Here is a 26,538-nt window from a genome sequence, read left to right as displayed (position 1 = left end):
CACCTCAGTTGGAGCACACATGATCAAGAAGTCCTTCCCGAAGCCGTCCGAGCTGCCGGTTCCCGCCGGCGCCGAAGGCTGGGAAAAGCTCTACCCCTACTATCTCGTCTTCCAAGACAAGCTGAAGGCCGTGGAGGATGAGAAGTTCTGGTTCTGCGACTCCCAGCACTGGCCCACTGTCTTCAAACCCTTCGAGACCGTCGGCACCGAATTCGCCTCAAAGTGCCTGGGCCAGTACAACTCCAGACACCTGATGATCCCGACGGCCAACGGGATCGACTTCCGCATCCACCTGGGATACCTGTATTTTTCCCCGCTCCCGGTTCCGGAGAACCAGATCGCGGGCCGCGTGCCTGAGTTCCAGGCCCGTGTCGGCCACTACTTCCAGAACTGGGACACCCTGCTGACGCAGTGGAAGACCAAAGTCCTGGGCACGATCGAGGAAATGGAAGCCCTGGAGTTCAACCCGCTGCCGGACATGGTGCCCATGGAGGACATACTCTCCGGCAAGGGCAAGGACGGCTCCGAGGTCCTGCTGGAAAACTACGACCGGCTGCTCCAGCTCTGCTACCAGAACTGGCAGTACCACTTCGAGTTCCTGAACCTGGGCTACATCGCCTACCTGGACTTCTTCAACTACTGCAAGGAAATCTTCCCGGACATCCCCGACCAGTCAATCGCCATGATGGTCCAGGGCGTGGACATGGAACTGTTCCGCCCGGATGACGAGCTCAAGGACCTTGCCACGCTGGCCGTTGAACTGGGCCTTCAGTCCCACTTCAACGATTCCGACAACGTCGAGGCCACCTTGGCCACGATCGGTGCTGCCCAAGGCGGCCAACAGTGGTTGGAGCGTTGGGCCCAGGCCCAGGACCCGTGGTTCAACTTCACCGTGGGTAACGGCTTCTACGGGCACGATAAGTACTGGAATGAATTCCTCAATATCCCGCTTGGTTACATCGCCGACTACGTCGGCAGGCTCGACCAGGGACAGACGATCATGCGTCCGAAGCAGGAGTTGATCGCCGAGAAGGAACGGGTTGTCGAGGAGTACCGCGAACTGCTGGATGGTGAGCAGCTGGCCACCTTTGATGCCAAGCGCGGTCTGGCCGCCACGGCCTACCCGTACGTGGAGAACCACAACTTCTACATCGAGCACTGGACCATGGGCGTCTTCTGGCGCAAGATCCGCCAGCTCTCCCGCGTGCTGCAAGGCTACGGCTTCTGGGAGAATGAGAACGACCTGCTGTACCTGGGCCGCAACGAGGTCCGGGACGTGCTCTTCGATCTCGTGTCCTCGTGGGGAGTCGGCAATCCGGAGGGCCCCGTGGGTACGCATATCTGGCCGGAAATTATCGCCGAACGCACCTTGCTGGTCGATGCGCTCAAGTCGGCCCGACCGGCCCCGGCGCTGAACACCCCGCCGCAGGCCATCACCGAACCGTTCACCCGCATGCTCTGGGGCATCACCACCGAACAGGTGGAGTCCTGGCTGGGCGTGGGCGAGGAAGGCTCCGAAGGTGTGCTCAAGGGCATGGCAGCGTCCCCGGGCGTCGTCGAGGGCCTGGCCCGCGTCATTATGGACGCTGACGACCTCGCCGAAATCCAGCAGGATGAGATCCTCGTCGCTCCGGTCACAGCCCCGTCCTGGGGTCCCATCTTCGGGAAGATCAAGGCCACGGTCACGGACATCGGCGGCATGATGAGCCACGCCGCGATCGTCTGCCGCGAATACGGACTCCCGGCCGTCACCGGAACCGGCAGTGCCTCCACCACCATCAAAAACGGCCAGCGCCTGCGCGTGGACGGCAACAAGGGCACCGTCATGATCCTTGACGGAGACAACGCCGCCGTCCTGGTCCAGGGCCCCGGCGCCCACAGCCACCACGACAGCGCAGCCAACGAGGAGAGCGCCGCCCATGTCTGAGACGAATTCCTCCACCACGACCCAGCCTGGGACGGCAACGCCAAACACGCCCCGTACCGTGCTGGTTACCGGAGCCGCCGGCGGCCTGGGGAGGGCCATTGCCGAGGGCTTCGCCGCCGTGGGTGACCGGGTCGCCATCGCGGACATCAACCTCGATGGTGCAAGGTCCACGGCCGAGGCCATCCGCGGGACCGGGGCTGAGGCCCGCGCCTTTCGGGTCGACGTCACCGACCTGGCCTCCGTCACCCAACTGGCAGCCGAGGTGGCGGAGTTCGGAAACGGGAGCATCGACGTCGTGGTCAACAACGCTGCCATCTACGCCACCATAAAGCGCTCCCCGTTCGAGGAGATCGACCCGGCCGCGTGGGACCTGGTCATGGGCGTCAACCTCAAGGGTCCCTGGCTCGTGACCAGGGCAGCCAGCCCGTATCTGCCGGACGGCGGGCGCGTGGTGAACCTGGCCAGCGCGACGATCTTCTCCGGCTCCGCCGAATGGGCCCACTATGTGGCGTCCAAGGGCGGGGTTGTGGCGCTGTCACGTGTGCTCGCCAAGGAACTTGGGGGCCGGAACATCACCGTGAACGCGCTGGCACCCGGCTTCACCTTGACCGAGGCCAGCTACGGCCACATGGAGAACGCCGAGACCTACGGCGTTGACCGCGGGGCCATCAAGAGGGCCAGCCAGCCCCAGGACATGGTGGGCGCTGCCCTGTTCCTGGCATCCCCGGGTGCCGGATACATCACGGGGCAAACCCTCGTGGTGGACGGCGGACGCCAGTTCATCTAGCGCCGCCGAGGCGCGCCGGGCCGGCCAGCCGGCTCGCCAGCCATCGATTCGAGGAGTAACACATGCCCACCATTCACTACACGGACTATGACGGAAAGACCGTCGATATCAACGCCAAGGCAGGTGACTCCGTCATGGAGACCGCCGTTCGAAACGGCGTGCCGGGAATCGTCGCCGAATGCGGCGGCTCCCTCTCCTGCGCCACATGTCACGTCTTCGTACGGGAGGACCAGCTGGGGAACCTGCCTGCGATGGGAGAGATGGAAGACGAAATGCTCTACGGGACCTCGGTGGACCGCGAAGAGAACTCCCGGCTCTCCTGCCAGATCAAGGTGACCGAGGACATGGACCTGAATGTCACCACCCCCCAAACCCAAACCTGAGAAACCCGGCCGTCTTCACCCGCCTTTCACCCACTTCCCTGACCACCTTGTCCCGGCCGGCTGGCCGGCCGGCTCAACCAGGAGCGATACATGAGTACCCCGACCACCCGGAGCGAAACGGGACTGCTGATCATCGGCGCGAGCCAGGCCGGTGTGCAGCTGGCCATCTCGTTACGCGGCACCGGCTTCAACGAGCACATCACCTTGCTGGGCGAAGAGAACCACCGGCCCTACCAGCGGCCCGCCCTGTCCAAGGAGTTCCTCCAAGACAAGGTGGACAAGGAAAACCTCATCTTCCGGTCCCAGGAGTACTGGGACGAGCACAACATCGAGCTTGTCAAGGGCGCCCGGATCGAGAGGGTCATCAAGTCCCGGGACGGTGCGGGGCAGGAAGACGGATCCGGCGTCGCCATCGCCACGGACGGCACCGAATACCCGTTCCGCCGGCTGGCCCTGGCCGTCGGCGCCCGTGCCCGGAAGATTGATGTCCCGGGTGCCGACCTGGACGGGGTCCTCTACCTGCGCAGCGCCGACGATGCCCTCGACCTCAAGGCTCGCCTTGGCGGCTTCGAGGACGCGGTGGTCATCGGCGGGGGATTCATCGGCCTTGAAGCGGCCTGCTCGCTGCACGGACTGGGCCACAAGGTCACGGTACTTGAATACGGTCCGCGTCTGGTGGGCCGCGCCGTCGGCGAAGACACCTCCGAGTATTTCCTGCAATCCCACCACAACCGGGGAATCGACATCCAGCTCAATTCCCGGATGACACGGTTCGTGGACGATGGCCACGGCAAGGTCGCCGGCGTTCAGCTGGAGGACGGCTCCGTGGTGAGGGCCCAGCTGGTCCTCATCGGCATCGGGGTCATCCCCAACACGGAACTGGCCGAGCAGATGGGCTTGGAGATTGACAACGGCGTTGTGGTGGACCGGCATGCCATAGCCTCCGACAGGACCACGGTGGTGGTCGGGGACGTGGCCAACATGCCGAACCCGCTGCCGGGCGCACCAGAGGGTGAACGCATCCGCCTCGAAAGCGTCAACAACGCGATCGAACACGCCAAGGTCGCCGCCTATTCGCTTACCGGGCGGCAGGAGGAGTACGCCGGCATTCCATGGTTCTGGTCCAACCAGGCCGACCTGAAGCTGCAGATCGCCGGGCTCACCCTCGGATACGACTCCACCGTTGTCCGCCATGACCAGGAGAAGGGAAAGTTCTCCGTCCTCTACTACCGGGGCAACCAGATCATCGCCGCCGACTGCGTCAACGCGCCATTGGATTTCATGGCCGTACGCAACGCGCTCGGCAAGAACCAGAATATTCCCGCCGATGCCGCCGCGGACGCGTCCGTCCCGCTAAAATCGATCACCGTAGACCGGGCGATGACGGCATGAGCAACACCGAAACCGGGCTCAGGGACATTCCGGAGAATATCACCGTCCGGATGTCCGTCGACCAGGAGACCCACGCCCGGGATCCGCGCAGTGTGGCCTTCGCCAATGCGTTCCCGCTGCGGCCTCTGCCGCCGATGGGCCCGGTCAACACCGACCCCATCGCCACCACCCCCTCCACCGGTCACGATGAGTTGTGGTCGGCCATTGTCCCGGAGACCCGCTCCCGGGCCAACGACCTGCATTTGCCGATTGTTGCCGCGTACGCCGCGCGGCTGTGCGATGCCTACCCTGAGGCGGACCGTGAACTCGTCATGGTTGCCACCATCCTGCATGACACCGGTTGGGCCCACGTGGACCAATCCCGCATCGTCTCCGAGGGATTCCGCGGCAGCGGTGACTGGCGGCAGGCCATCATCCGGTACGAACACGAAGTCGAAGGGATGAAGGTGGCCCGCCGCGTCCTGCCCGGGCTCGGGTACGAGGACGCCTTCATCGAGCGGGTCTGCGAAATCATCGACGGCCACGACACCCGGAAGGTAGCGTTCTCCATCGAGGATGCCCTCGTCCGCGACTCCGACAGGCTCTGGCGCTTCGACCAGGCCGGGATCGCCATGTCCATGGAATGGTTCGGCACCGATGTCGCCAGCTACATGGCCAGGCTTGAACTGGAAATCATTCCCGAGCTCATCAGCGAGGCCGGTGTCCGGATGGCCCGGGCCGACATGGACCGCAACAATGCCCTTCTGCGTACCGAGGTGATCCGATGAACGTTGCAGCACAGGATGCAGGCAGCCGCCGGGCGGCGCTGGATCTGCCGTATACGCACGTGAACGACTTCTACATCAACGGGGAGTGGCGGACGGCTACGGACGCGAGCCGTAACCCGGTTACGGACCCTGCCACGGGGGAGCAGTGGGGCTCCGTTCCGGCGGCCACCGCCGAAGAACTGGACGTCGCCGTCGGCTCTGCCCGAGCGGCGTTGGCCGGGTGGGGTGGACTGAGCGGCGCAGAGCGTGCGGCGTATCTGTTGCGCATCGCTGACGAGATCGAGTCCAGGGCTGAGCCCCTGGCCCTGACCAACACGCGGGAAAACGGCTCGCCCATCACCGAGACGCGCAGAGCAGCCGCCAACGCCGCGGGCATCTTCCGTTACTTCGCATCTTTGGCGGGCTGGCTGGACCGCGATGACGTCCGGCACTTCCCGCCAGGCGGCGCCGAAACCGTCGTGGAGCGGGACCCCATCGGTGTATGCGGATTGATAGCGCCATGGAACTTCCCGATCAACCTGGTGGTCATCAAGCTGGCCCCGGCGCTGCTCGCCGGCTGCACCACGGTCATCAAGCCCGCTTCCCCCACTCCCTTGTCCCTTCGCCTCATCATTGATGCGGTGCACGCGGCCGGTGTCCCCGCCGGTGTCGTGAACCTGCTGACCGGTTCTGGCCGCCTCGGGGACGCGCTGGTGCGCCATCCCGGTGTGAACAAGATCGCGTTCACCGGATCAACGCCGGTGGGCCGGAAGATCGCGGCGGCCTGCGGTGAACTGCTCCGGCCCGTGACCCTGGAGCTGGGCGGCAAATCCTCGGCGATCATCCTGCCGGACGCCGACCTGGACGCCATGTCCTTCGTGCTGATTCAGTCGTGCATGCGCAACACCGGACAGACGTGCTACATCTCGACCCGTATCATCGCGCCCGCCTCCAGATACGAGGAGGTGGTGCGTATGGTGTCGGAAACGATCTCCGCCGGCCGGCAGGGGGACCCGTTGGATGACTCGACGGTTTTCGGGCCGGTCGCCACTCGGTCCCAATTCGAAACGGTGATCGAATATGTGGAGTCGGCCCATGCCGAGGGCGCCCGCGTAGTGGCTGGAGGCGTCGCGGCCGACGGCGGTTCGCTGGGGGCCGGCCTCGAGGGCGGCGTCTTTGTCCAACCGACGGTCTTCGCCGATGTCACCCCGGACATGCGGATCTCCAGGGAAGAGATCTTTGGTCCCGTCATCTCCATCCTGAAGTACGACGACGCCGGCGGCTCAGTCGACATGGCGGTGGCCCTGGCTAATAACACCGAGTTCGGGCTCGGCGGAATCGTGTTCGGCGTCGACGAGGCGCGGGCGATGGAGGTGGCCCGGCGCGTGGATTCCGGCTCAGTGGGGATCAACTTCTTCGGGTCTAACCATGCGGCCCCGTTCGGCGGCCGGAACGACTCTGGCCTGGGCGTGGAGTATGGCGTTGAGGGGCTTAGTGCATACCTGAGCTTGAAGTCGATCCACCGCCGGGTGGCTGGCTGAGCAGGCCTCAAGTCTCCCGCAGGTAGGTCCGGCCGTTATCGATCCAGGTGCGGTTGCATTCCACGACCTGGCGGACGACCACCATCACCGCTTCGAGCGTGGGGTAGGGACTCGATAGGTCCGTCGCGGCGTTGCTCTCACCCACCGCCCCTCCGGGATCGGGCGCAACACTGCGGCCGACGTTCATTATGGTTGGCTGGGGGTCAAAACCGTTCACGGGCAAGAAGGTGGATGCTGAAGACCTCACTGGTGTCGCGCGTTGTGGCCGTGATCCCGTCACCGACAATATCGAGGAAAAGGATGGCCCTTTCGCCCACCTTGGGTTTCCCGATGCCCAGCAGGGGATCTCCTGGGTGTCCATCCTGAGAACCGAGACGCCCGCCGACCGGTATGCGGCTTCTGGGTCTTGGTTCGCTGGCAGGCGCGTGAGGCTTGGGAGTGGTCTAGGGCGATCCGGTCGAGGGAGCCTGTCGATGTGCGGAAGTCAAACGTTCCGGTGTCTGTGTCCGTCAGTTCCCCGATCCGCGCCATGGCCTGATTCTACGTTCGAAGGGCACGCAGCAGTCCCGGACGTGATCCCACGCGGAGGCTGACCAGACCGGCAGCCCAGAGAATTCGTGGATCGCCTGTACGTGTCGCGCCTTGAGAGTGTCGACGGGAGTCGAAGCGAGGTACCACATTGGTACGATGGTCGGTATGGCAATGAATCTCCGCGTTCCCGAAGACCTTGATCGCAGGCTTGAGCAGCTCGCCGCTGAAGAGCATACGTCCAAGTCCGCGCTTCTGCTTCAGGGGGCGGAGCTGGTTTTGCAGCGGCATGCCCGCCGCCGCGAAATCAGCGCGGGCCTGGATTTTGTCATGAGTCATGACGCTGAGCTGCTCACTCGTCTTGAGGATGCGTGACCGCGTACCTGGACATTGAGGACGCACTTCAGGTTGTTGACCGGTACGGATTCCACATCCGCGACGTCGGGCTGCTTGCCGCGGCTTTGGCCCGGCCGGCAACAACGGTCATGGGCGCCGAAGCCTATCCGGACCTGGCCATGAAAGCGGCGGCACTCCTTGAGTTTGTTGCGAGGTTTCACCCGCTCCTCGATGGCAACAAACGTACGGCGTGGACACTCATGGTCTTGCTGTTGTGGATCAACGGCTACCGCCACGACTTCACTACCAATGAAGGCTTCGACCTTGTTGTCAGGGTCGCTGCCGGCAGCATTGAATGGCAGGATTCCGCGGCGGTGATTTCAGGGCATTTGGTCCGACGTTAGGCCTGCAGCGGCGGTCCAGAAGCCAAAAGACGAGGTGTGCACAATGTGCACACTCTTGCCGGCGGACTCAGCCGTACCGGTGCCGGACTGGCTCGGATTCGGTATGTTTTCGGGACTTCCCAGTGTTTCCGCGGCCCGGAACCCGGTTCGAGTCCCACCTTGGGCACGTGTTTCTAAGGGTCAGGGGGGCCTTTGGCCCTCTGACTGTGCACAAATCAGCTTTTTATGGGCCTTTCGGGGGCCATTTTTGTTGGTGGCCGTGGTTGTGGCCGGGTGCCTCCTACCTTCGGTTGGGCGAGGGTTCTGTGTTCTTTCTCTCTCATAGTTGGGCCGGGGTTCGGCTACATGACTTGTGACGAGTTTCTGTGCACTGGCTTCGTCGTTCAGTCGCCGCAAAGGCGTTTGGTGCCGCCGGTCGGGGCCTCCGGGCCGCCCACTTCCACCCCGAGCAACTGCCTTACCTGACCGCGTGGGGCAGCCTAGCGACTGTCACGATCTAGAGCTCTGTCGCCGGGCGAGAGCCCGTTCGTGGACCTCATTGTCGTAGTCGAGGGCGCGTAGGTCTCTTTGGATCAGGAGATAGGCTCCAGACCCGATTCCGGGGTGATGATGCGCACGCCGTTGTCCCGGAATGCTGCTTCAAGCTCCTTGGGAGGGTGGGTGTCGGTGACGAAGTAGTCTGCGCTATCGAGCAAGCCGATTTGGGCGAAGAGCTGCTTGTCGAACTTCGACGAGTCTGCCAGCACGGCAACCCGGGTGGCGCGGGTCATCATCTCGCTCATCATGGCGGCTTCCCCGACATTGCTTGTGGTGTAGCCACCCTGCACCGACACTGCACCGATGGCAATGAGCGCCAAGTCGCAGCGTATGTCCAGATCGGCCCCGCCTGTTGCGATCCGCAGGCTCGTCGGCCCGGTCGTTGCGAGAGTTGTGGAGCGAACGGAGCCGCCGAAGATGTACAGTTCTCGCCAGACTGCCGGGTCCAGTTCCGCCGGCACGAGTAGGTTGTTCGTGGCGATGGTCAGGTCCCGGTGCCTGTGGAGTGCACGAGCAACCGAAAGCATCGTGGTCCCGCCATTCATGATGATCCCGGTGTCGTCCCTTACGAGTTGAGCTGCAAGGGCGCCGATCTTTTCCTTCTCTGTGGCTTGCAGGCCAAGGCGCAGATCCACGGCCTTCTCAACTCGGGAACTCATGGCCACGCTGACAGCGCCTCCGTAGGTGCGCACAAGAAGGCCCTCGCCGTCCAGTTGGTCGAGGTCGCGGCGCACGGTGTCGATCGAGACACCGAAACGATCGGCCAGCGAACCCACGGTCACCTGGCCGACTTCCGTGACGTATGCGACGAGCTGCGCCTTCCTGCCCGCTGGATGTCGGCGCGAACGCCCTTCGTCTATGGTCATGCTGTCTAACTCGCTCACGCTGCGATGCTAGCACCGGAACTGACTCTCCCGAAGCAAATACAGCAAAGAACTGCAGAAGTGTTGCACATCGGGGAAATCAACCGCTCGTGAGCGCGTTTACATTGATTCTTCAGACCATGATGCTGTTCTTGTCATCTTTAGTCAGACTCTTTGCACTTCTATGCTTGCGTTTGCGTCATTCACAGGACTAGTGTGTCCTATATCACGCAATGTATGCGCATGATCAAGCAATTACACGAAGGAGTGGACATGAGCATGAGGAGAGGCCGCCGCCCGCGGTTGCTCGCAGCGTTAGGCGTAACCGCCGTTGCAGCGCTCACAATGTCAGGTTGCAGTGGCTCGCCGTCCGGTGGTGCCAGTGCCACCGGCGATGTCACCCTCGAGTTCGCCCAGTGGTGGGAGCCTGAGCTCCCGCAAGGATCCCTGGCCAACCTCATTGACCAATTCCAGAAGGCGAACCCACACATCAAGGTGAAGCTCCTTAGCTCACCCTTTTCCGCAGACCAGCAGCAGATGGTTGCCGACGCAGCCTCGGGCCAGTTGCCCGACGTCCTGGGCCTCGACGGTGCGTGGGTGAGCGACTTCGCCAAGCAGGGAGCGATCGCCGACCTCTCCCCGCTGCTGAAAGCTGACAATTTCTCCGAAGACCAGCTGGCAAGCGAGGTCAAGGTCGGCGGCAAGGCCTACATGATCCCTGCGGTCAACTTCGTCTACCCCTTGTTCGTTAACAACGACCTGCTCAAGCAGGCCGGCGTGAACAAGGTGCCGACCACCCGCAGTGAATTCCTCGACGCAGCCAAGAAGATCAGTGCCCTCGGCGGCAACGTCAAGGGCTGGGCCCTGCCCCTCGACACCGCAGTCCCCAACGGCGTCCAGAACGACGTCATGTCCTGGGTCTGGGCATCTGGTGGCAGCATGCTCAAAGACGGGGAGCCAGACGTCACCAACGCCCAGGTCAAGAGCGGAGTTGACTACGTCAAGAGCCTCTACGACGCGAACGTCCTCGCCCCCGGCGCCCTGACCATGAAGGAACAGGACAAGGTCGAGAAGTTCACCAACGGCCAGGTCGGCATGGTGATCGACTCGCTCGCCCACATCAACCTCATCAAGAAGAACAACCCTAAACTCAACTTCACGGTGGCAGCGGTCCCGTCCGAGGATAGCTACACCGGCAAACGCGGCATCCCGTACGCGTCGTGGGGTGTTGGCATTTCGAACAAGTCCGAGCACAAGGCGGAGGCGGCCAAGCTCGTCGAGTTCCTCATGAGCAAGGACACAAACGCTCAACTGAGCAACCTCGCAAACGGGTTCCCGGGCAACAAGACGGCGACGCCTGACTTCAGCAAGAGCGATCCGCTGTTCAAGACGGCCTTCGACATCTACCAGGCCGGTTACCCGGCGAATGAGTTCACCGGCCTGCCAAAGGCCGACCAGCTGCAGCGCACCTTCGACGAGCAGCTGCAGCGGACCCTCACCGGCAGCCAGAGCGTCGATCAGACGCTCAGCACCGTCCAGTCCTCATGGAAATCCATCTTCTGACGTCGAAGATTCGACGGGGTCGTGCCGTCAAGCTGGCGGCACGACCCCACAAAGGAGTTCTAGACATGCATCTGTCCTCTACTAACCTCGGGGGACCCGGCACGGTACGACCCGCCGTCGGCCTGCGGTCGAGTAAGCGGAACGGCTCTGCGGTGCGTGCACGCAAGCTCGCCCCGTTCGGCTTCGTCTCGCCGACGCTGGCCCTGATCACGCTGCTGACTGTGGTGCCGATTGTGATGGTCGTCGGCTATTCCTTGATGGATAGTGCGATCATCGCGCCCAACCCGGTGTTCGTTGGATTTGCCAACTATGTGAAGGTGCTCAGCGATCCTGCTTTCCTTGTGGCGCTCGGCAACACCTTCCTCTTCATCACGTTCAGCACCGTCGTGCACTTGGTGCTCGGTCTCGTCTTTGCGTTGCTGCTCAACACCTCGCTGCTCGGCAACGTCACCAAGGCAATCTTCCGGGTGGTCTACATCCTTCCGTGGTTGTTCACCATCGCGGTGATCGCCGTCGTCTGGCGTCTCATGCTCGACCCCTCCGGTGTGGTGAACTACGTTCTCGGCACGTTTGGCATTCAAGGCGCGAACTGGCTGTCCACACCCGAAACGGCACTGGGCTCCGTGACCTTCATCAACATCTGGTCCGGGTACCCGTTCTTCATGATCAGCCTCCTGGCCGCCCTGCAGGGCGTGCCAACCGTGCTACACGAGGCTGCACGCGTCGACGGGGCGGGATGGTGGCAGCGATTCGCGTACGTGACACTGCCCCATATCCGTCCGGTGATTATCAGCATGGCGGTGCTCGATCTCATCTGGACGTCACAGCAGTTCGCTTTGATCTGGATGACCACGGGCGGGGGCCCGCTCAACGCCACGGAGGTGCTGAGCACCTACACCTACAAGCAGGCCTTCAGCAACTTCGATTTCTCGACGGCCTCGGCGGCCGCGGTCATCGTGCTGCTGCTCACGATGGTCCTCGCCTTCTTCTACGTGCGGCATCAAACGGTGCGTGATTGAGATGAGCAACTTGACACTTCGGGGACGCAGAGACGAAAAGATCGACGCCCCTCTCGGGCGGCGGGCGGGAAAGAAGACCCTGCTCAAGGTCGGAGCCTTCGCCGCCCTGGTGATCGGGGCACTATATGCGGGGCTGCCCGTGTTGTGGATGCTTTCCACCTCGTTCAAAGCGAACGGAGAGGTCTTCGCCCTCCCACCGAAACTGATCACGTCCGGCTTCTCGCTGGATGCCTACACAGCGATCCTCACCGACCCCTCGCGGTTGCGGTTCTTCCTGAACAGCTACATCGTCGCCATATCGGTAACCCTGCTGACCTTGGTGACCGCAATCCTCGCCGCGTACGGTTTCAGCCGCTACGAGTTCCCAGGCAAGCGGCTGATCAATGTCGTGATCGTCTCCGTGCAAGCCGTTCCGCCGATCACACTAGTGATCCCATATTTCGGCCTGATGGTTGCACTCGGCCTCTACAACACCTATCCGGGCCTGATTCTGACCCACATGGTGTTCACGCTCCCTTACGCGATCATCATGATGACCGCGTACTTCAACACGCTGCCTCGCGAACTCGATGAAGCAGCCAAGGTGGACGGCGCGAACGCCTGGACCGCCCTGTGGCGGGTGCTCGTTCCGATCTCGATCCCGGGAATCGTGGCAGTCGGGGTGTACACATTCATGATCTCGTGGAATGAGTTCCTCTTTGCACTGACCTTGACCCGCACAGACGCCATGCGGACCGTGCCGATCGGCATTCAACTGCTGATGGGCCAGCATTCCTTTGAGTGGAACCAGATGATGGCAATGAGCATCCTGGGGTCGATCCCGGTGCTACTGCTCTTCCTTCTGTTCCAGCGGAGCTTCATCGGCGGACTCACCTCCGGCGCCGTCAAAGACTGACGCCTCGAAAAACCTAACACCCAAACAAAAAGGAGAAACCAATGCTCGTCGACGGAAAGACCATTCTAGACATTGCGAACCAGAACAACTTTGCCATCCCGGCCTTCAACATCAGCGACTGGGCGATGTTTCTCGGCGTCATGGACATCAGCGAGGAGAAGGAAGCTCCCGTCATCATCGCCATCCACCCGGATGAGGTCGCGCATATCACGACCGACCTCATCGCCGCGATCCGTGCGCGCGCTCACCGGTCGAGCGTGCCGGTCGCGATCCACTGGGACCACGGCGGCACGTACGAGCAGATCATTACGGCGATCCAGTCCGGCTTCACCTCGGTCATGATCGACGCGTCGATGCTGCCGTTCGAGGACAACGTCGCTCTCACCCGCAAGGTTGTGGAGGCGGCCCACGCCGTCGGCATTCAGGTCGAGGGCGAGCTCGGCACGATCGGCGCGAACGACAGCTACGGCGAGTCCGGGGCAGCCGAGATCATCTACACCAACGTCGACGACGCGGTGCGTTTTGTCGAGGAGACCGGTGTCGACAGCCTCGCGATCGCGATCGGGACGTCGCACGGCCTGTACCCAGCCGAAAAGAACCCCGAGCTGCGCCACGACCTGCTCGAACAGATCAAGGCGGCGGTGGGCATCCCGCTCGTGCTGCACGGCGGATCCGGCAACCCCGATGCGGAGTTGGCCCGTGCAGTCTCGCTTGGCATCAATAAGATCAACATCTCCAGCGACATCAAGGTCAGCTACCACAACCGCATGCGCGAGATCCTCGGCACGGACGAGCGTCTGCGTGAGCCAAACAGCATCCAGCCCCCCTGCATCGACGCGATGAAGGCCACTGCTGCCCAAAAGATCGACCTGTTCAACGCAGCCGGCAAGGCAAAGCTGTACTGACATGACGTCGCGCCTAGTACTCGGACTCGGCGGCAGTGTTGACTACGAAATCGCATGGTCGTCCAAAGTTATCGAGGACCTCGTCGAGAGCTACGGCATCCGTGCCGAGGAGCTCGGGAACACGAAGCCGATCGTTGACGAGCGGAGTCTGGTGCTGTCCCTGCTCGGGTACTTCCGGCGGGGCGTCGGGGGAGAGCGGCATGTTGCCTCCCCCGAGGCCCTGGAGACTTTCGCCTCGCGGTTTCACCGCAAGGTGACGCTGGGAGGAACCGGAGTTCGGGCCGGACTCGCCCTCGCGGGTCTCGGCATGACATCGACCCTCCACCTGGTCAGCGTGAACGAACACTTCAGACGACTGCTTCCAGCGGAGTGTTCGTGGATTACAAGCGCCGAGCACGACTCTATCGAGCCGCACGTGATCGTGCAGTGGGAGGAGGGGGCACGGGTCCGGGTCCCTGGGACGGAGCTCGTCGCCCCCTTCCCCAACCGCCTCATCTATGTCAACGACCCGCCGAACGCCGAAATGCGCCTCAGCCCGGACCTGTCGGGGGTGCTCGCCGAGGCGAACGTCGTCCTACTGTCCGGTCTGAACGCCATACAGGACGAGGCGGTGCTGGCTGCCCGGCTCACGGAACTGCGATCAACGCTGGACGCGCTGCCCGAAGACGCCTTCGTGTACTACGAGGATGCGGGATTCCACAGGCCTGCCTTGAGCGCCCTCGTGCGCGCCGCGCTGCTCGACCGAATCGATGTCTACGGAATGAACGAGGACGAGATGCAAGCCCACCTGGGCCACGGGGTCGATCTACTAGACCCGGTCGCGGTGCGGGAAGCATTGGGGGACCTCGCTGTCGTCATTCCGGCCAGGACGCTCGTTGTCCACACGAAGTACTGGGCGCTGGCTGCCGGAAAGCACGCCGAGCGGTACGCCCCTGCGCTCTTCGGAGGGATAACCATGGCAAGCACCCGCTACCGCTGCGGCGACGACTTCACCGTGGAGCAATACGCAGGAACCGCGGACTTGCCGCTCAACGAAGCGGGCGCGGCTCTGTCTGCCGCGATCTCAGGTACAGGCCTTCACGCCGTTGCCGCCCGGGCGATATCGATCCCCATACCTACAACCGTCGGGCTCGGGGACTCGTTCGTCGGTGGATTCCTTGGCAACATCGCTACAGAAGGAGCGTCAGTGTGGACTTGATCGTTCTGCCATCCAACCGCCCACCAGACCGCTTCTACCGCGGAGGCCGCCAGATCACTGACTTCCGTGGAGAACTGCCGGCCGCGAGCCATGAACCGGAGGATTGGATTGGCTCCACGACCTCCGTGTTCGGCGAGCCAGGTGTGGGCATCACGACGCTTCCGGACGGCGTCCCGATGCCCACTGCGATCGAAAGGGACCCGCAGGGATGGCTGGGGCCCGAGCACCTAGCTGCCTTCGGGCCGGATACCCGTTTGCTCGTCAAGCTGCTCGACGCCGGCCAACGTCTGCCCGTACACGCCCATCCCGACGGAAACTTCGCAGCCAGGAACTTAGGCCACGCCCACGGCAAAGCCGAGGCGTGGTACATCCTCCGAGGAGGCACAGTCCACCTTGGCCTCCATCGAGATGTGGAAGGCTCGGAATTGCGCGACCTCGTCGAGAGCCAGGATTCCGAGAGCCTGCTGAATATTCTGAACCCCATCGACGTCGAACCAGGTGACGTCATATTCGTCCCCCCAGGTCAGTTGCATGCGATCGGCCAAGGCGTCTTCCTCCTCGAAGTGCAGGAACCGGAAGACCTGTCGATCCTCCTCGAATGGAGAGATTTTGACCTCGACGGCCCGGCAGAGGGGCATCTGGGGCTCGGCTTCGATCTGGCGCTCGAAGCGGTGACCCGCCGACACCTCGATGATGAGGAGCTCGACAAATTGGTTAACCGGGCCCCGAATGCAGGATCAGCGCTGCCCCGAGTGGCGGATCCATACTTCCGCATCGAGCGAATCCTCGTCGACGGGTGGCAGGAGATCGCCCCGGGCTTCATGGTCCTGATCGCGGTGCAGGGAGACCTCGTCATTGCCGCGGAGGCGATGCCTGCCGGACGCACAGCGATGGCTCCCCACTCCATCGGATCGGTCGCGGTCAGCGGCCACGGAGAGCTGCTGGTATGCCGACCCCCGAGGCCAGAGGACCGAGTGTGACGCTGGTTGCGGAGGTGTCTCGGGGCGTTCAGTTGCGCACGAGGGTCCTCAGTAGCTTGAGTGCGACGGAGATCGAATGGATGTCCACCGGACCGGGCTGGGTGACTTCGGCGAAGGTGTCCTTGATTCGTGCGAGCTGTTCTTGGTGTCCGCGTTCCCACTCCACGATCCGTTCCGTGGAATCGGCTCGCACGGGACCGCTGCTGCGTGTTGTCTTGAGAACTGAGACGGTCATGTCGGCCACGGCGGAATAGACATCGTCCCGCAGGGCTGCCCTGGCGAGGGTCTCCCATCGGTTCTGCACAGGAAGGTCGGTGATCCTCAGAAGCAGCTTCAGGGCCCCGATGCGCTGGAATACGGTGGAATAGAGATCAGCAATGCGCTCTATGGGCTCATCGATCTGCTCCGCAATGAGTGAGACGTCCAACAAAGTGAAGCTCAGGACTGCCTCAAACGCGCGTCCCGCAATGTCCGGCGGGATACCGATTGCCTCCCAGTGGGTCAGAAGGTCCTGCCCGAGGTCGATGTCGTCGCCGCGCAAATAGACCGCGGTTCGGTTCCGACGGAGGTTCATGGCCGGCATGATCCTGCCGAGCGCCTGCTCCACTTGCTGGTCACGATGGTCATGGGTCATATACCAGCGCGTCCCGCGGTCCAGCATCCGCCGCACATACAGGGCCACTTCCGCCGCATGTTGGGCCGGAACAGCTGAGGGAAGCCCGGCCATCCAGTCCGCGATCCAGTGAAGGTCAAAGGCCTCGCGCACTGCCACGAAGGCCCTTGCGAGAGCGGCCGCGCTTCCGGTGGTTTCCTCGATGGCCCTAAAAGCGAAGGTAATTCCTCCGACGTCGATCATGTCGTTGGCGAGCACGGTGCAGATGATCTGTCGGCGCAGGGGGTGCGTTTGGAGTTCGGTTCCGAAGCGGTCCACGATCTGCGGGGGGAAGTAGCTGCGAAGGACCCGGTCGAACCACCGGTCGTCTGCGATGTCGCTGTTGTTCAGTTCCTTGGCGAGTGCGATTTTGGCGTAGGCGGCCAGTATGGACAGCTCGGGGGACGTCAGCCCTTTGCCGGCCTGAAGCCGTGCATGGAGCTGGTCCGTGGTGGGCAACGCCTCACGCCCCCGGTCCAGGTCGGTGGCTTTCTCCAGCCAGTCCATGGTCCGTTCGAAGCCCGGGCTCCAGTTGACGTCGAAGCCCGGGCTCCAGTTGAGGACAAGGGCACGATCGTTGACGAGCAGTACGTTCTGGTCACGGCTGTTCTTCAGCACCAGGCGTGCCACGTCGTCGCTGAGGGAGTGCAGGAAGGCGGCGCGTTCGCTGGCTTGCATCTTGCCTGCCGCAATCATGCGGTCGATGAAGATCTTGATGTTGACCTCATGGTCGGAGCAGTCCACGCCCGCAGAGTCGTCGATCGCGTCAGTATTCAGCAGGACACCGTTCAGCGCTGCCTCCACGCGTCCTTGTCGGGTCATTCCGAGGTTGCCGCCCTCGACAACTGTCCGTGTCCTGAGTTCGTTGCCGTTGATCCGGATCGCATCGTTGGCTTTGTCGCCGACCTCGGTGTTGGTTTCCGCGGAGGCCTTGACGTAGGTTCCGATCCCGCCGTTGTAGATCAGGTCCACCGGCGCGCGCAGGATGGCCTGGATGAGTTCTGGCGGATTCATCGCCGTCGCGCGCTGTGGAAGCGCCAGCGCTTCCCGCACCTGCGGCGTGATGGCGATTGACTTGGCGGTGCGCGGGTGCACCCCGCCGCCGGTGCTGATGAGCGCGGGGTTGTAGTCGGCCCACGAGGAGCGGGGCAGGTTGAAGAGGCGGCGGCGTTCCTCGAGGGAGGACGCCGCGTCCGGTGTGGGGTCCAGGAAGATGTGCCGGTGGTCGAAGGCGGCCACGAGCCGGATGTGGCCGGAGAGCAACATGCCGTTGCCGAAGACGTCCCCGCTCATGTCGCCGATGCCGATCACGGTGAAGTCCTGATGCTCGGAGTCGATCCCGAGTTCGCTGAGATGCTGGGTCGCGGACGCCCAGGCGCCCCGGGCGGTGATGCCCATCTGCTTGTGGTCGTAGCCTACTGAGCCGCCCGACGCGAATGCGTCGCCGAGCCAGAAGCCGTACTCCTTGGCCACGTCGTTGGCGATGTCGGAAAACCCGGCGGTGCCTTTGTCTGCGGCCACCACGAGGTAGTAGTCGTCGTCGTCATGCCGCACCACGTTCTGCGGCGGGACGATACGTCCCACCTGGCCTCGTGTGCCGCGAGTGGCAGGGGAGCCGGCGACGTCGGGCGGGGCCAGGTTGTCCGTGACATCGAGGAGGCCCCGGAGGAAGTCCTTGTAGCTCTCGATGCCTTCGGCGAGCCATGCTGCCCGGTCGGTTATGGGATCGGGAAGGTGCTTCGCGTAGAAGCCGCCCTTCGCGCCGGTCGGGACGATCACGGAATTCTTCATGATCTGGACCTTGGCGAGACCGAGGACTTCGGTGCGGAAATCCTCGCGCCGGTCCGACCACCGCAGCCCCCCGCGAGCCACCGACCCGAAGCGAAGGTGCACGCCTTCGACCCGGGGCGAATACACCCAGATCTCGAACTGAGGACGTGGGTAGGGGGCGCCGGGAAGACGGGAGGGCTGGAGTTTGAAGCTCAGGTACGGCCGGTTGCGGTAGAAGTTGGTCCGTGATGTCGCTTCGATGAGGTTCAGGAAGGTCCGGAGCAGGCGGTCCGCGTCCAGGGACGCGACGGCGTCGATCGCCCCGGCCACCGCTGTGCGGGCGGCCCTCGTGTCCCGGAGTCGCTGTGTGATGCCAAGACCCGGATCGAAACGGGCGCGGAACAGGGCCAGCAGGGCTCGGGTCGCCGTCGGGTTGGCCAGGAGCGAGTCCGCGATGAAGTCGTACGAGTTGGTGGTTCCCAGCTGCTGGAGATACTTGGCATAGCTGCGAAGGATCGCGACCTGCCGCCATTCCGTGCCTTCCTGCAGGACCAAGGCCTCGAAGCGGTCTGATTCGGTGTCCCCGCGCATGGCTGCGCCGAATGCCTCCGCGAGCAGGGAGCTGGTTCCGGCAGGATCCACGCCAGGCGGATACTGCACGCCCAAGTCGTAGAGGAACAGCGGCAGGGCGTTGCCCCGCAGGACCTCGAAGGGTCGCTGGTTGAGGACCTGCACGCCCAGATTGTGGAGGAACGGCAGGATCTGCGTGAGGCTTCGGGCACTGGTCAGATAGAGGCGAATCCGTGTGTCCTCGACGCCGGTCGGCTTGGTACTTGCCCGGACGGCCAGCACGGGGTCATTCAGGGGCCGGCCGCCGGTGCCGTCCAGATCGTACTGTTCAAACTTCTCTATGTCCTCAAGGGCGTCTGGGACCTCGAAGTCTGCCCGGTAGCTGGCAGGGAAGGCACTGGCCCAGAGTACGGACAACCTTCTGGCCTGTTCGGCGGGGAAGCGTTCGCGCAGGGCTTCGTCAACTCCTTCGGCCCAGGTCCGGGTGGCATTGATGAGTGTCCGCTCCAGTGCGTCCGGATCGATGGACCGTGGTGTTGCGAGTGCAGGCAGCAGGACGCGAAAAAAGATGCGCGCCATGTGCGATTCGCTGAGACGGATCTCGGACTCAAGCGATGAGGCCCTCGAGGCTTCCTTGAGCGCCTGTTCAATCCTGAGCCGCACGGCCGCGCTGTAGCGGCGGCGCGGAAGGAACACCAGCGCAATCATGAAGGGACCGTAGTTATCGAAGCGTAGGAGCAAACTTGTCTCATGGCGCTTTTGGACCCGCAAGATGACAGCCGCCAGCCGAGCCAGTTCGCCTTCGCCGATGTCGAACAGCTCCCCGAGAGGGAACGACCCCAGCGCGGCAAACAGCCTCTTCTCCTCGGTTGACCCGGGGGCGAAACCAAGCCGGTCACGCACGCTGGCAGCCTTGTCTCGGAGCACCGGAATACGACGCACTGATTGATCCGCCGTTCCCGGGGCGAAAACGCCCACAAACCTGCGATCCCCATTGACGACTCCGGCAGCACTGAACCTCGGGAGACGGATTTCGTCCAGGTAAGAGGGTTCCGGAATCGAGGAGCGAAGGGCGGAGGTGTATAGCGCGAGAACTTGCGAGCCGCTCAACGCAGACTCTTCGGAGTTGAGAGGGGGATTCTGCCTGCGCAAAAGGCCCAGGCAAGTGCCCGGACGGAGTCGAAGAACCGGCCCAGCCTTCCCCGCCGTCAAACCGTACTCGCAATATCCCAGAAAAATGAAGTTCCCTCGGTTCAGCCACTCCAGAAGTTCTCCGAGCTGTTCGGTTGACGGCACGCAACCGCGCGGGAATGCGGCCAAGGAGTCGAGGGCGGCTACTTGTTCCTTCAGGGCAGGGGAGTCCTCTGTAACTGCCCGCGCGTCGGCAAGAACCCTTTGGACATTCGCGATAGCGTCCACGGCATTCGAGGATCTCGGCAGCCTGCCGATTTCGAGCGCAATCCAAGTTTCCGTGGTCCCGGAATCGGGCAGCTCGGAAGCAAGTTCCGCGCGCTGCGGAGTATGGCGGAGCTCGAGCAACTCATGGCTTGCAGGGTCCCGAAGGACCCGGAACGAGGGATGGACGAGCAGCCGGACCGTCCCTCCTTCGCGGGTTAGCTCCGCGGTAACGGAGCGGACCACGTTAAGCGCGCCTTCGGCCACCACGAACACCACGCTGGCATGTGGTTCGTTGAGGACATCCACCCTTGACGTCCCCGGAGTCAGCACCGAGGCGAGCGAAAGATGGTGCCGTGCCCGGCGCTCCAAGGTTTCACCGGCGTAAGGAAGGAGCGCCTCGGGATCTACGTGCTCGTAGTAATCCGCGAGGAAATGATCGTCCGCCTGAGCCGGACCGCCTGATGCGGAGTGCCCCGTCGGCATAGATTTACCGGGCATGCCCTTACGCCTCCATCGGGTGGGTCCGCCTCCATTTACACCCTGAGATGGGATCCTCACGCCTGATTTCATGATGTCCCTCTCTTCTCGCGGCGTCCATAGTGTGGTGCCAATCGCATGCTTCAACCCATGTGGTTCTGAAGAGAGGAACCGTGATCAGGGAAATCGAGTTCAGGCATGCGCTGTAACCTATTGGTCCGACCGTTTTCGGCCTGAGTGCCGCCGAGCATGCAAGGAAGAGAGGCCCTCATCGGAGTGCTTTGAAACTGAACACGGCGGTCCGGTTCCCGGCTTTGGAGCGGACGCCGGAAGGAGCCGGCTGAATTGGTCAAAAGGAAGTGTGCACAATGTGCACACTCTTGCGGTCGGACTGGCCCGTACATAGGCCGGACTGGGCCGTACTCGGCATGTTTTCGGGAGTTCCCTGTGTTTCCGGGGCCCGGAATGCGGTTCGAGTCCCACCTCGGGCACAGTGTTTCCGCAGGTCAGGGGGCCTTTGGCCCTCTGACTGTGCACAAATCAGCTTTTATAATGGCCCCTTCTGGGCCGTTTTTGTTGGTGGCCGTTAGTGTGGCCGGCGGCTCCTTCCAATAGAAACTCGATGGCTCGGTTCTTTGCTACTTCTTCATTGTCGTTCGCGGAGCGGGCGACATAACTGGTTCCGGCTGTGACTGAAGGACTTCTCTACCTTGCTTTCGCTTTCCCGGTGGGCCTTCATGAAGTGGTTAGGATCTGCTCGCGTACAACTTGCCAGCCAGCGAGCTCTGGCTTCCTCTAGCCGCGGTAGACGAATTCGGCATTGATCGGGCTGGACTGGTCGCCGTCAGCAGCAGTGTCAGTCCGTCCCGAGTATCGCCGTCCTACTGGGAAACGGCCTTGTCTCCGACGAGGAGCTCGTAACGGATGGTCGTTTCGCGTTCGGCCAGCGCGCACGTCAGTGCTGCGATGGTTGCTGCGTGGGGCTTGAGCTGGCCCGGTTTCTGGGTCTCGGAGGTGTACACGGCGAAAAGCACGCAGGCGGCAGTGGTGTCGTGGGCAATGTAGTCGGCCACTGTGCGTGCGTACCGGAGTCCGCCCTCGCGGTTGGGGAGGTCAACCCTGAGCGTTGCCCCGTCGTGGCGGATGTTCAACTTGCACAACAGGGCCCTGAATAACGATCCACTTCACTAAAGGGCGCCCTAATGCCCGGGGTGCGCCGCCAACTCAACAAGAAAGAGGCCGGCGATAGTTTGGATGGCCGCCGTGGCACGATCTAGATGCCGCATGCCCAAGATTGAACTGCTTCGGCCCTTGGGTGGCGCGGGGTTGCTCCTACGTGGTCCCTATTTCCGGCTATTACGCCAGGCTGTGATCGTCCGGTTGATGTATGTCTCGACGCTGACGGTGACGTCTGTGGACGGGTCAAGCAGCCATTGCAGCCCGATCCCGTCCAACACGGCGGTGACTAGGCGAACTTCTACCTCAATTTCGGCGCGGGTCAACGGTGCCACGTCGCCGGCGTCGACCGCCTGCTGGAGATGGATTCCAAGGGTGGCAAGGTTGTTCGTGTAGCGGTGCTGAATGAAGACGTGAGCCGGATGGGCAGGGCTGGAAGCCTCGGCCGCGATGGTGGTGAACAGCTCGAGCAGCCCCCGGTTGCTTCGATGTGCAGTCATGACCTCAGGCAACCGGCGGAAATAGTCCAGCCCGACAACACCGGACAGGCTGGCTTCCACCGTTCGGCGGTCCCACTCCTGCAGCACAGCCGTCAGGAGTCCTTCTTTGCTACCGAAGTGCTGCAGCAGTGTGGCGTGGGAGACCCCGACCCGCTCAGCGATGGTCCGGATCGATCCGCCGGCATAGCCGTACTCGCCGAAGACCGCGATCGCCGTGGCGACGATCTGTTCCCGCCGCCGGATCCCTGTGCGGTAGGGTCCCCGCGCGTTAGTCACTGTGCTATTGGGCATGGCACCACCATCTCATACTCCATTGACCAAAACCTACCACTCGGTTATAGTTTATCGCCAGAGGGGGGCAAACAGTCCTGGCCAACAGGTCCTCGACGCAAACACGCGCCGCCCGAAAGCGGGTGCCTGCTACGCCCGGTCCACCCAACGGCTGCCACTGCCCAACGCAGCGGACGCCCGGAACGACTTACCCGAGGAGAGCAATGACTCACACACAAATGTGTTTCAGCACCGGCCAGGGCCAGGAATGGCTGTTGTTTTCGCCCACGAGAATGCCTCACCGGCGACGCCAGGGGCAGCACCGATGAATCCGAGCTACGACTTCACTGGCCAGGTCGCCTTGGTCACCGGCGCCAGCTCCGGTATGGGCTTGGCCACCGCACGCGCGTTTGCCGAAGCCGGCGCCGCCGTGGTGCTGGCCCATATCAACCAGGCGACGTTGTCCGCCGTCACCGCGGAGCTGGCCGGCAGCGGCCACCAGGTGCTCGCTGTGCCGTGCGACGTGGCCGACGAGGAGCAGGTGGCCGCGCTCATCGCCACCGCCGTCGAAAGGTTCGGCCGGCTCGACATGGCTTTCAACAACGCCGGCATCCAGCTCCCGGTCTGCGACGCGGCCGACGAACCGGCCAGGCATTCGATCGGGTGACCGCGATCAACCTCCGCGGCGTGCGGGCCTGCATGAAGCACGAACTGGCCCAGATGCGCCTCCAAGGCAGCGGTGCCATCGTGAACTGCTCCTCCCTCGGCGGGCTCGTCGGCAACCCCGGGCGGGCCGCCTACCACGCCACCAAGCACGGTGTGCTTGGCCTGACCCGCAGCGCTGCGCTCGAGTACGCTCCCCGCGGGATCCGGATCAACGCAGTCTGCCCCGGAACCATCGCCACTCCGATGGTCACCGGCATGCTTGCCACCGGCGAGCTCGACCTTGCGGAGTCGCTGGCCAACCAGCCCATCAACCGGCTGGGCGAACCCGAAGAGATCGGTGCAGCCGTGCTGTGGCTGTGCAGCCAGGGCGCGAGCTTCGTCATTGGGGTCGCGCTCCCCGTCGACGGCGGCTACACCGCCCGCTAGCCCCGCCTCCCACCACCACGGAAGACAAGGAAACTTGCTGATGAAGTACTCCATCCTCGGCTCAACCGGCGTCAAAGTGTCCCGGATCTGTTTGGGCACCGCCACGTTCGGGGTCGCTCCCGCCGCGCAGGATGCCAACCGGGTCGTCGGCACCGCTATCGACCTTGGCATCAACTTCGTCGACACCGCCGATGTCTATGGCAACATGCCGGTCTTCGACCGGCCCGGCGCTCCGGCCGCGGCCGACCGTGAACCCGCCGAGCAGATCCTCGGCCGCGCGCTCCGCGGCCGCCGCGAGCAGATGGTGGTCGCCACCAAGTCCAACGGAATCGTCGGACTCGACGTCAACGACCGTGGCCTGTCACGCCGCCACATCATCCGTCAGGTCGAAGCCAGCCTGCGCCGCCTGGAGACCGACTACATCGACCTCTACTACGCCCACGACCCTGACCCCGACACGCCGTTGGAACAGACCCTCGCGGCCTATGACGACCTGATCAGGCAGGGCAAAATCCGCTACGTCGGCCTGTCCAACCACCCCGCCTGGCAAGTCGCGCAGGCCCTGTGGATCGCGGACGACCGCCGGCTGAATGCGCCCGTGGCCGTACAGGTGAAGTACAACCTCCTCGATCGAGCCGCCGAACGCGAACTCGCGCCCGCCTGCCAGCAGTTCGGGCTGTCCATCGTCCCCTACGCGCCGTTGCACGGCGGCCTGCTCGCCGACCTCCGGGTTCTCGACCGCGACGTCTCCGGTGACCAGCGCTTCGCCGGAGCAGGGTTCACCGACGCCGAGATCGTCGTCGCCCGCGAGACCGAGCGACTCAGCCGAGCATGGGGGCTGGCGCCGTATCAGGCGTCGCTGGCCTGGCTGCTGTCCCGCCCGGCCGTCGCCTCGGCCATCGTCGGTGCCGAGACCCCCGAAGAGCTCCAAGCCAATGCCACAGCAGCCGACATCGAGCTCGAGCCGGCGCAGCTAGACTCGCTCACCGCGTTGGCCAGCGAACCCGCAGCCTTCCATCACCGCGCCGGTGACGGACCGGAACAGCCGCCCGCCGCGAGCGGGACGGCCTCCACCGACTAAGGTGCCCAACCCCGCCACCGAGAACCGAAATGCGCAGCCCATCCCTTCATCACCAGCAAAGGAACCCGTCATGCCTCAAGCCGACCAGGCCACCATCGACATCCTGACCGACTACTTCAACGCCATGGAGGCCAAAGACCCGGAACGACTGGGTTCCTACTACGCCGACAACATCACCCTGTCCTTCGCTAACACACCGACCATCACCGGCCGTGCTGGAACAGATGACCACCCTGCTCGGCAAGGTCAAGTCGCTGGCCCACCCGCTGACCAACGTCTGGCAGGACGAAGGTGGAGTGGTCATCTTCGAGGTCACCACCATCTGGCGCCTCCACGACGATACGGAGATCAAGATCAACGCCTGTTCAATCTTTACCCTCGTTGACGGCAAGTTCACCGACCAACGCATCTACGTCGACAACACGCCTGTCGGCAGCTACGTCAACTGACGAACGAACGAGAGGACCCTTGTGGCCCGCATCCTGATTACCGGTTCCGCCCAAGGCCTTGGACGGGCCGCAGCTGCCGCCCTGCTCGACGACGGTCACCAGGTCGTAGTCCATGCCCGCGACACCCACCGGGCCGCCGCGCTCAGGGATCTGGCCGACCGCGGCGCGGCCGTGGTCGTCGGTGATCTCGCCAGCGCCCAGCAGACCCGCAGCCTGGCCGACCAGGTCAACCAGCTCGGCCGGATGGACACCATCATCCACAACGCCGGCGTCTATGGCGACCCCGGCCCTAACCCCGGCCCGGAGGGACACCCGCGAGTGCTGGCAGTCAACACTCTGGCCCCCTACCTATTGACCGGCCTGATCCAGAGTCCGAACCGGCTCATCTACCTCACCAGCGACATGCACGTCAGCGGCGACCAAAGCCTCCACGACCTAGACTGGACCACTCGCCGCTGGAACGGCACCCAGGCCTACTGCGACAGCAAACTTTTCGTCACCACGCTCTCCCTCGCCATCGCCCACCGCTGGCCAGAGGTCATCACCCACGCGGTCGACCCGGGCTGGGTGCCCACCCGCATGGGCGGCCCCTCCGCCACCGACGACCTCGACCAAGGCCACCTCACTCAGACATGGCTCGCTGTCAGCGACAGTCCGGACGCCAGGCACACCGGTTCGGTCTGGCACCACCGCCGACCAGCACCGGTCGCCGCCGTAGCCCGGGACAGCAACTTCCAAGACCGGCTCCTTGAGCAGTTGGCCAAAATAACGGGGATTGATCTGGAAGGTTAGTACCCCGCACCTCCTCAGCTCGTCCAGAGACCGAGCGATGGAGGACGACTAGTGGGCGACACCTGTCGTGCCCTAACGACAGCGCTCCCGCTAGGCAAAGTCAGAAAAAGTGCGCTTCACGCCGACAGAATACCTGGGCAAATCTCGGCCTTGCAGGGAAAACAACGACACCCCTTCGGCCCCCAACAGGGCACATTCCTGGCATCCCACTTGGGCTCAAACGCCAGATCACCAGGAAGGGTACCCGTGGGAGAGATTGCTTCCATGGCCTTCGCCAACGCCAGCGCGACCGGGGGGCGCAGCGACC

24 protein-coding genes are annotated in these 26,538 nt (G+C 63.5%); 19 read left to right on the top strand and 5 right to left on the bottom strand.

Features of this window, described 5'->3' with window-relative positions:
* The first annotated feature begins 19 nt into the window (after nucleotides 1-19).
* The 6 genes from AB4074_RS08360 (at nucleotide 20) to AB4074_RS08335 (ending at nucleotide 6,776) form a co-directional block, all read left to right on the top strand.
* Nucleotides 20-1,927, top strand: coding sequence for a PEP-utilizing enzyme (locus AB4074_RS08360; protein WP_441412965.1), 1,908 nt, complete (start codon nucleotides 20-22; stop codon nucleotides 1,925-1,927).
* On the top strand, nucleotides 1,920-2,714 hold the full coding sequence (locus AB4074_RS08355) for an SDR family NAD(P)-dependent oxidoreductase (RefSeq protein ID WP_441412964.1): 795 nt from the start codon (nucleotides 1,920-1,922) through the stop codon (nucleotides 2,712-2,714). Before AB4074_RS08360 ends, AB4074_RS08355 begins: the two co-directional genes overlap by 8 nt.
* 62 nt (nucleotides 2,715-2,776) lie before the next feature.
* Nucleotides 2,777-3,097, top strand: coding sequence for a 2Fe-2S iron-sulfur cluster-binding protein (locus AB4074_RS08350; protein ID WP_441412963.1), 321 nt, complete (start codon nucleotides 2,777-2,779; stop codon nucleotides 3,095-3,097).
* A 90-nt stretch (nucleotides 3,098-3,187) separates the two neighbouring features.
* Nucleotides 3,188-4,489, top strand: coding sequence for an NAD(P)/FAD-dependent oxidoreductase (locus AB4074_RS08345; protein ID WP_441412962.1), 1,302 nt, complete (start codon nucleotides 3,188-3,190; stop codon nucleotides 4,487-4,489).
* Nucleotides 4,486-5,256 carry an HD domain-containing protein gene (locus AB4074_RS08340; RefSeq protein WP_441412961.1) on the top strand — a complete coding sequence of 257 codons (771 nt, stop codon included), beginning with the start codon at nucleotides 4,486-4,488 and terminating at the stop codon, nucleotides 5,254-5,256. The genes AB4074_RS08345 and AB4074_RS08340 overlap by 4 nt, the downstream gene beginning before the upstream one ends.
* The gene (locus tag AB4074_RS08335; protein ID WP_441412960.1) at nucleotides 5,253-6,776 is read left to right on the top strand and encodes an aldehyde dehydrogenase family protein; all 1,524 of its coding nucleotides are present in this window, start codon (nucleotides 5,253-5,255) and stop codon (nucleotides 6,774-6,776) included. Before AB4074_RS08340 ends, AB4074_RS08335 begins: the two co-directional genes overlap by 4 nt.
* A 7-nt stretch (nucleotides 6,777-6,783) precedes the next feature.
* Here AB4074_RS08335 and AB4074_RS08330 read toward each other — a convergent pair whose 3' ends face one another.
* Nucleotides 6,784-6,921 carry a hypothetical protein gene (locus AB4074_RS08330; RefSeq protein ID WP_441412959.1) on the bottom strand — a complete coding sequence of 46 codons (138 nt, stop codon included), beginning with the start codon at nucleotides 6,919-6,921 and terminating at the stop codon, nucleotides 6,784-6,786.
* Nucleotides 6,922-7,472: 551 nt separating this feature from the next.
* On the opposite strand from AB4074_RS08330, the gene AB4074_RS08325 reads away from it, so the two are divergent.
* Both AB4074_RS08325 and AB4074_RS08320 read left to right on the top strand, forming a co-directional pair.
* A complete protein-coding gene (locus AB4074_RS08325; protein WP_441412958.1) occupies nucleotides 7,473-7,679 on the top strand; it encodes a ribbon-helix-helix protein, CopG family in 207 nt (68 codons plus the stop codon).
* Nucleotides 7,676-8,044: a type II toxin-antitoxin system death-on-curing family toxin gene (locus AB4074_RS08320; protein ID WP_441412957.1), complete on the top strand. Its 369-nt coding sequence runs from the start codon at nucleotides 7,676-7,678 to the stop codon at nucleotides 8,042-8,044. Before AB4074_RS08325 ends, AB4074_RS08320 begins: the two co-directional genes overlap by 4 nt.
* Before the next feature lie 572 nt (nucleotides 8,045-8,616).
* Here the strand turns inward: AB4074_RS08320 and AB4074_RS08315 are convergent.
* Nucleotides 8,617-9,465: a DeoR/GlpR family DNA-binding transcription regulator gene (locus AB4074_RS08315; RefSeq protein WP_441412956.1), complete on the bottom strand. Its 849-nt coding sequence runs from the start codon at nucleotides 9,463-9,465 to the stop codon at nucleotides 8,617-8,619.
* A gap of 252 nt (nucleotides 9,466-9,717) precedes the next feature.
* Between AB4074_RS08315 and AB4074_RS08310 the strand changes: the two genes are divergently transcribed.
* The 6 genes from AB4074_RS08310 to AB4074_RS08285 all read left to right on the top strand — a co-directional run bounded on the left by AB4074_RS08310 (nucleotide 9,718) and on the right by AB4074_RS08285 (nucleotide 16,004).
* Complete coding sequence (locus tag AB4074_RS08310) at nucleotides 9,718-11,007, top strand: ABC transporter substrate-binding protein (protein WP_441412955.1); 1,290 nt, start codon at nucleotides 9,718-9,720, stop codon at nucleotides 11,005-11,007.
* 65 nt (nucleotides 11,008-11,072) lie between these two features.
* A complete protein-coding gene (locus AB4074_RS08305) occupies nucleotides 11,073-12,026 on the top strand; it encodes a carbohydrate ABC transporter permease (RefSeq protein WP_441412954.1) in 954 nt (317 codons plus the stop codon).
* A 1-nt stretch (nucleotide 12,027) separates the two neighbouring features.
* The gene (locus AB4074_RS08300; protein WP_441412953.1) at nucleotides 12,028-12,921 is read left to right on the top strand and encodes a carbohydrate ABC transporter permease; all 894 of its coding nucleotides are present in this window, start codon (nucleotides 12,028-12,030) and stop codon (nucleotides 12,919-12,921) included.
* Nucleotides 12,922-12,962: 41 nt separating this feature from the next.
* A complete protein-coding gene (locus AB4074_RS08295; RefSeq protein WP_441412952.1) occupies nucleotides 12,963-13,826 on the top strand; it encodes a ketose-bisphosphate aldolase in 864 nt (287 codons plus the stop codon).
* A gap of 1 nt (nucleotide 13,827) precedes the next feature.
* The gene (locus AB4074_RS08290) at nucleotides 13,828-15,024 is read left to right on the top strand and encodes an ADP-dependent glucokinase/phosphofructokinase (RefSeq protein ID WP_441412951.1); all 1,197 of its coding nucleotides are present in this window, start codon (nucleotides 13,828-13,830) and stop codon (nucleotides 15,022-15,024) included.
* Nucleotides 15,015-16,004, top strand: coding sequence for a class I mannose-6-phosphate isomerase (locus AB4074_RS08285; protein ID WP_441412950.1), 990 nt, complete (start codon nucleotides 15,015-15,017; stop codon nucleotides 16,002-16,004). Before AB4074_RS08290 ends, AB4074_RS08285 begins: the two co-directional genes overlap by 10 nt.
* Nucleotides 16,005-16,032: 28 nt before the next feature.
* Here the strand turns inward: AB4074_RS08285 and AB4074_RS08280 are convergent, their stop codons facing one another.
* The 3 genes from AB4074_RS08280 to AB4074_RS08270 form a co-directional block, all read right to left on the bottom strand.
* Complete coding sequence (locus AB4074_RS08280; protein ID WP_441412949.1) at nucleotides 16,033-20,892, bottom strand: NAD-glutamate dehydrogenase; 4,860 nt, start codon at nucleotides 20,890-20,892, stop codon at nucleotides 16,033-16,035.
* 860 nt (nucleotides 20,893-21,752) lie between these two features.
* A complete protein-coding gene (locus tag AB4074_RS08275; protein WP_441412948.1) occupies nucleotides 21,753-22,031 on the bottom strand; it encodes a DUF4192 family protein in 279 nt (92 codons plus the stop codon).
* A gap of 183 nt (nucleotides 22,032-22,214) precedes the next feature.
* Nucleotides 22,215-22,838 carry a TetR/AcrR family transcriptional regulator gene (locus AB4074_RS08270; RefSeq protein WP_441412947.1) on the bottom strand — a complete coding sequence of 208 codons (624 nt, stop codon included), beginning with the start codon at nucleotides 22,836-22,838 and terminating at the stop codon, nucleotides 22,215-22,217.
* Nucleotides 22,839-23,085: 247 nt separating this feature from the next.
* Between AB4074_RS08270 and AB4074_RS08265 the strand changes: the two genes are divergently transcribed.
* The 5 genes from AB4074_RS08265 (at nucleotide 23,086) to AB4074_RS08245 (ending at nucleotide 26,231) form a co-directional block, all read left to right on the top strand.
* Entirely contained in the window at nucleotides 23,086-23,484 is a 399-nt protein-coding gene (locus AB4074_RS08265) for an SDR family NAD(P)-dependent oxidoreductase (protein WP_441412946.1), read from the top strand.
* Nucleotides 23,481-23,909: an SDR family oxidoreductase gene (locus AB4074_RS08260; protein ID WP_441412945.1), complete on the top strand. Its 429-nt coding sequence runs from the start codon at nucleotides 23,481-23,483 to the stop codon at nucleotides 23,907-23,909. The genes AB4074_RS08265 and AB4074_RS08260 overlap by 4 nt, the downstream gene beginning before the upstream one ends.
* Before the next feature lie 40 nt (nucleotides 23,910-23,949).
* Nucleotides 23,950-24,990: an aldo/keto reductase gene (locus tag AB4074_RS08255; RefSeq protein WP_441412944.1), complete on the top strand. Its 1,041-nt coding sequence runs from the start codon at nucleotides 23,950-23,952 to the stop codon at nucleotides 24,988-24,990.
* A 212-nt stretch (nucleotides 24,991-25,202) separates the two neighbouring features.
* Nucleotides 25,203-25,439: a hypothetical protein gene (locus tag AB4074_RS08250; protein WP_441412943.1), complete on the top strand. Its 237-nt coding sequence runs from the start codon at nucleotides 25,203-25,205 to the stop codon at nucleotides 25,437-25,439.
* Between the two features lie 21 nt (nucleotides 25,440-25,460).
* Complete coding sequence (locus tag AB4074_RS08245) at nucleotides 25,461-26,231, top strand: SDR family NAD(P)-dependent oxidoreductase (protein ID WP_441412942.1); 771 nt, start codon at nucleotides 25,461-25,463, stop codon at nucleotides 26,229-26,231.
* Nucleotides 26,232-26,538 lie beyond the last annotated feature (307 nt).

It is taken from the genome of Arthrobacter sp. 2MCAF14, assembly GCF_052115645.1.
Taxonomy (GTDB): domain Bacteria; phylum Actinomycetota; class Actinomycetes; order Actinomycetales; family Micrococcaceae; genus Arthrobacter.
This window is presented reverse-complemented; position numbering and strand designations above follow the sequence as displayed.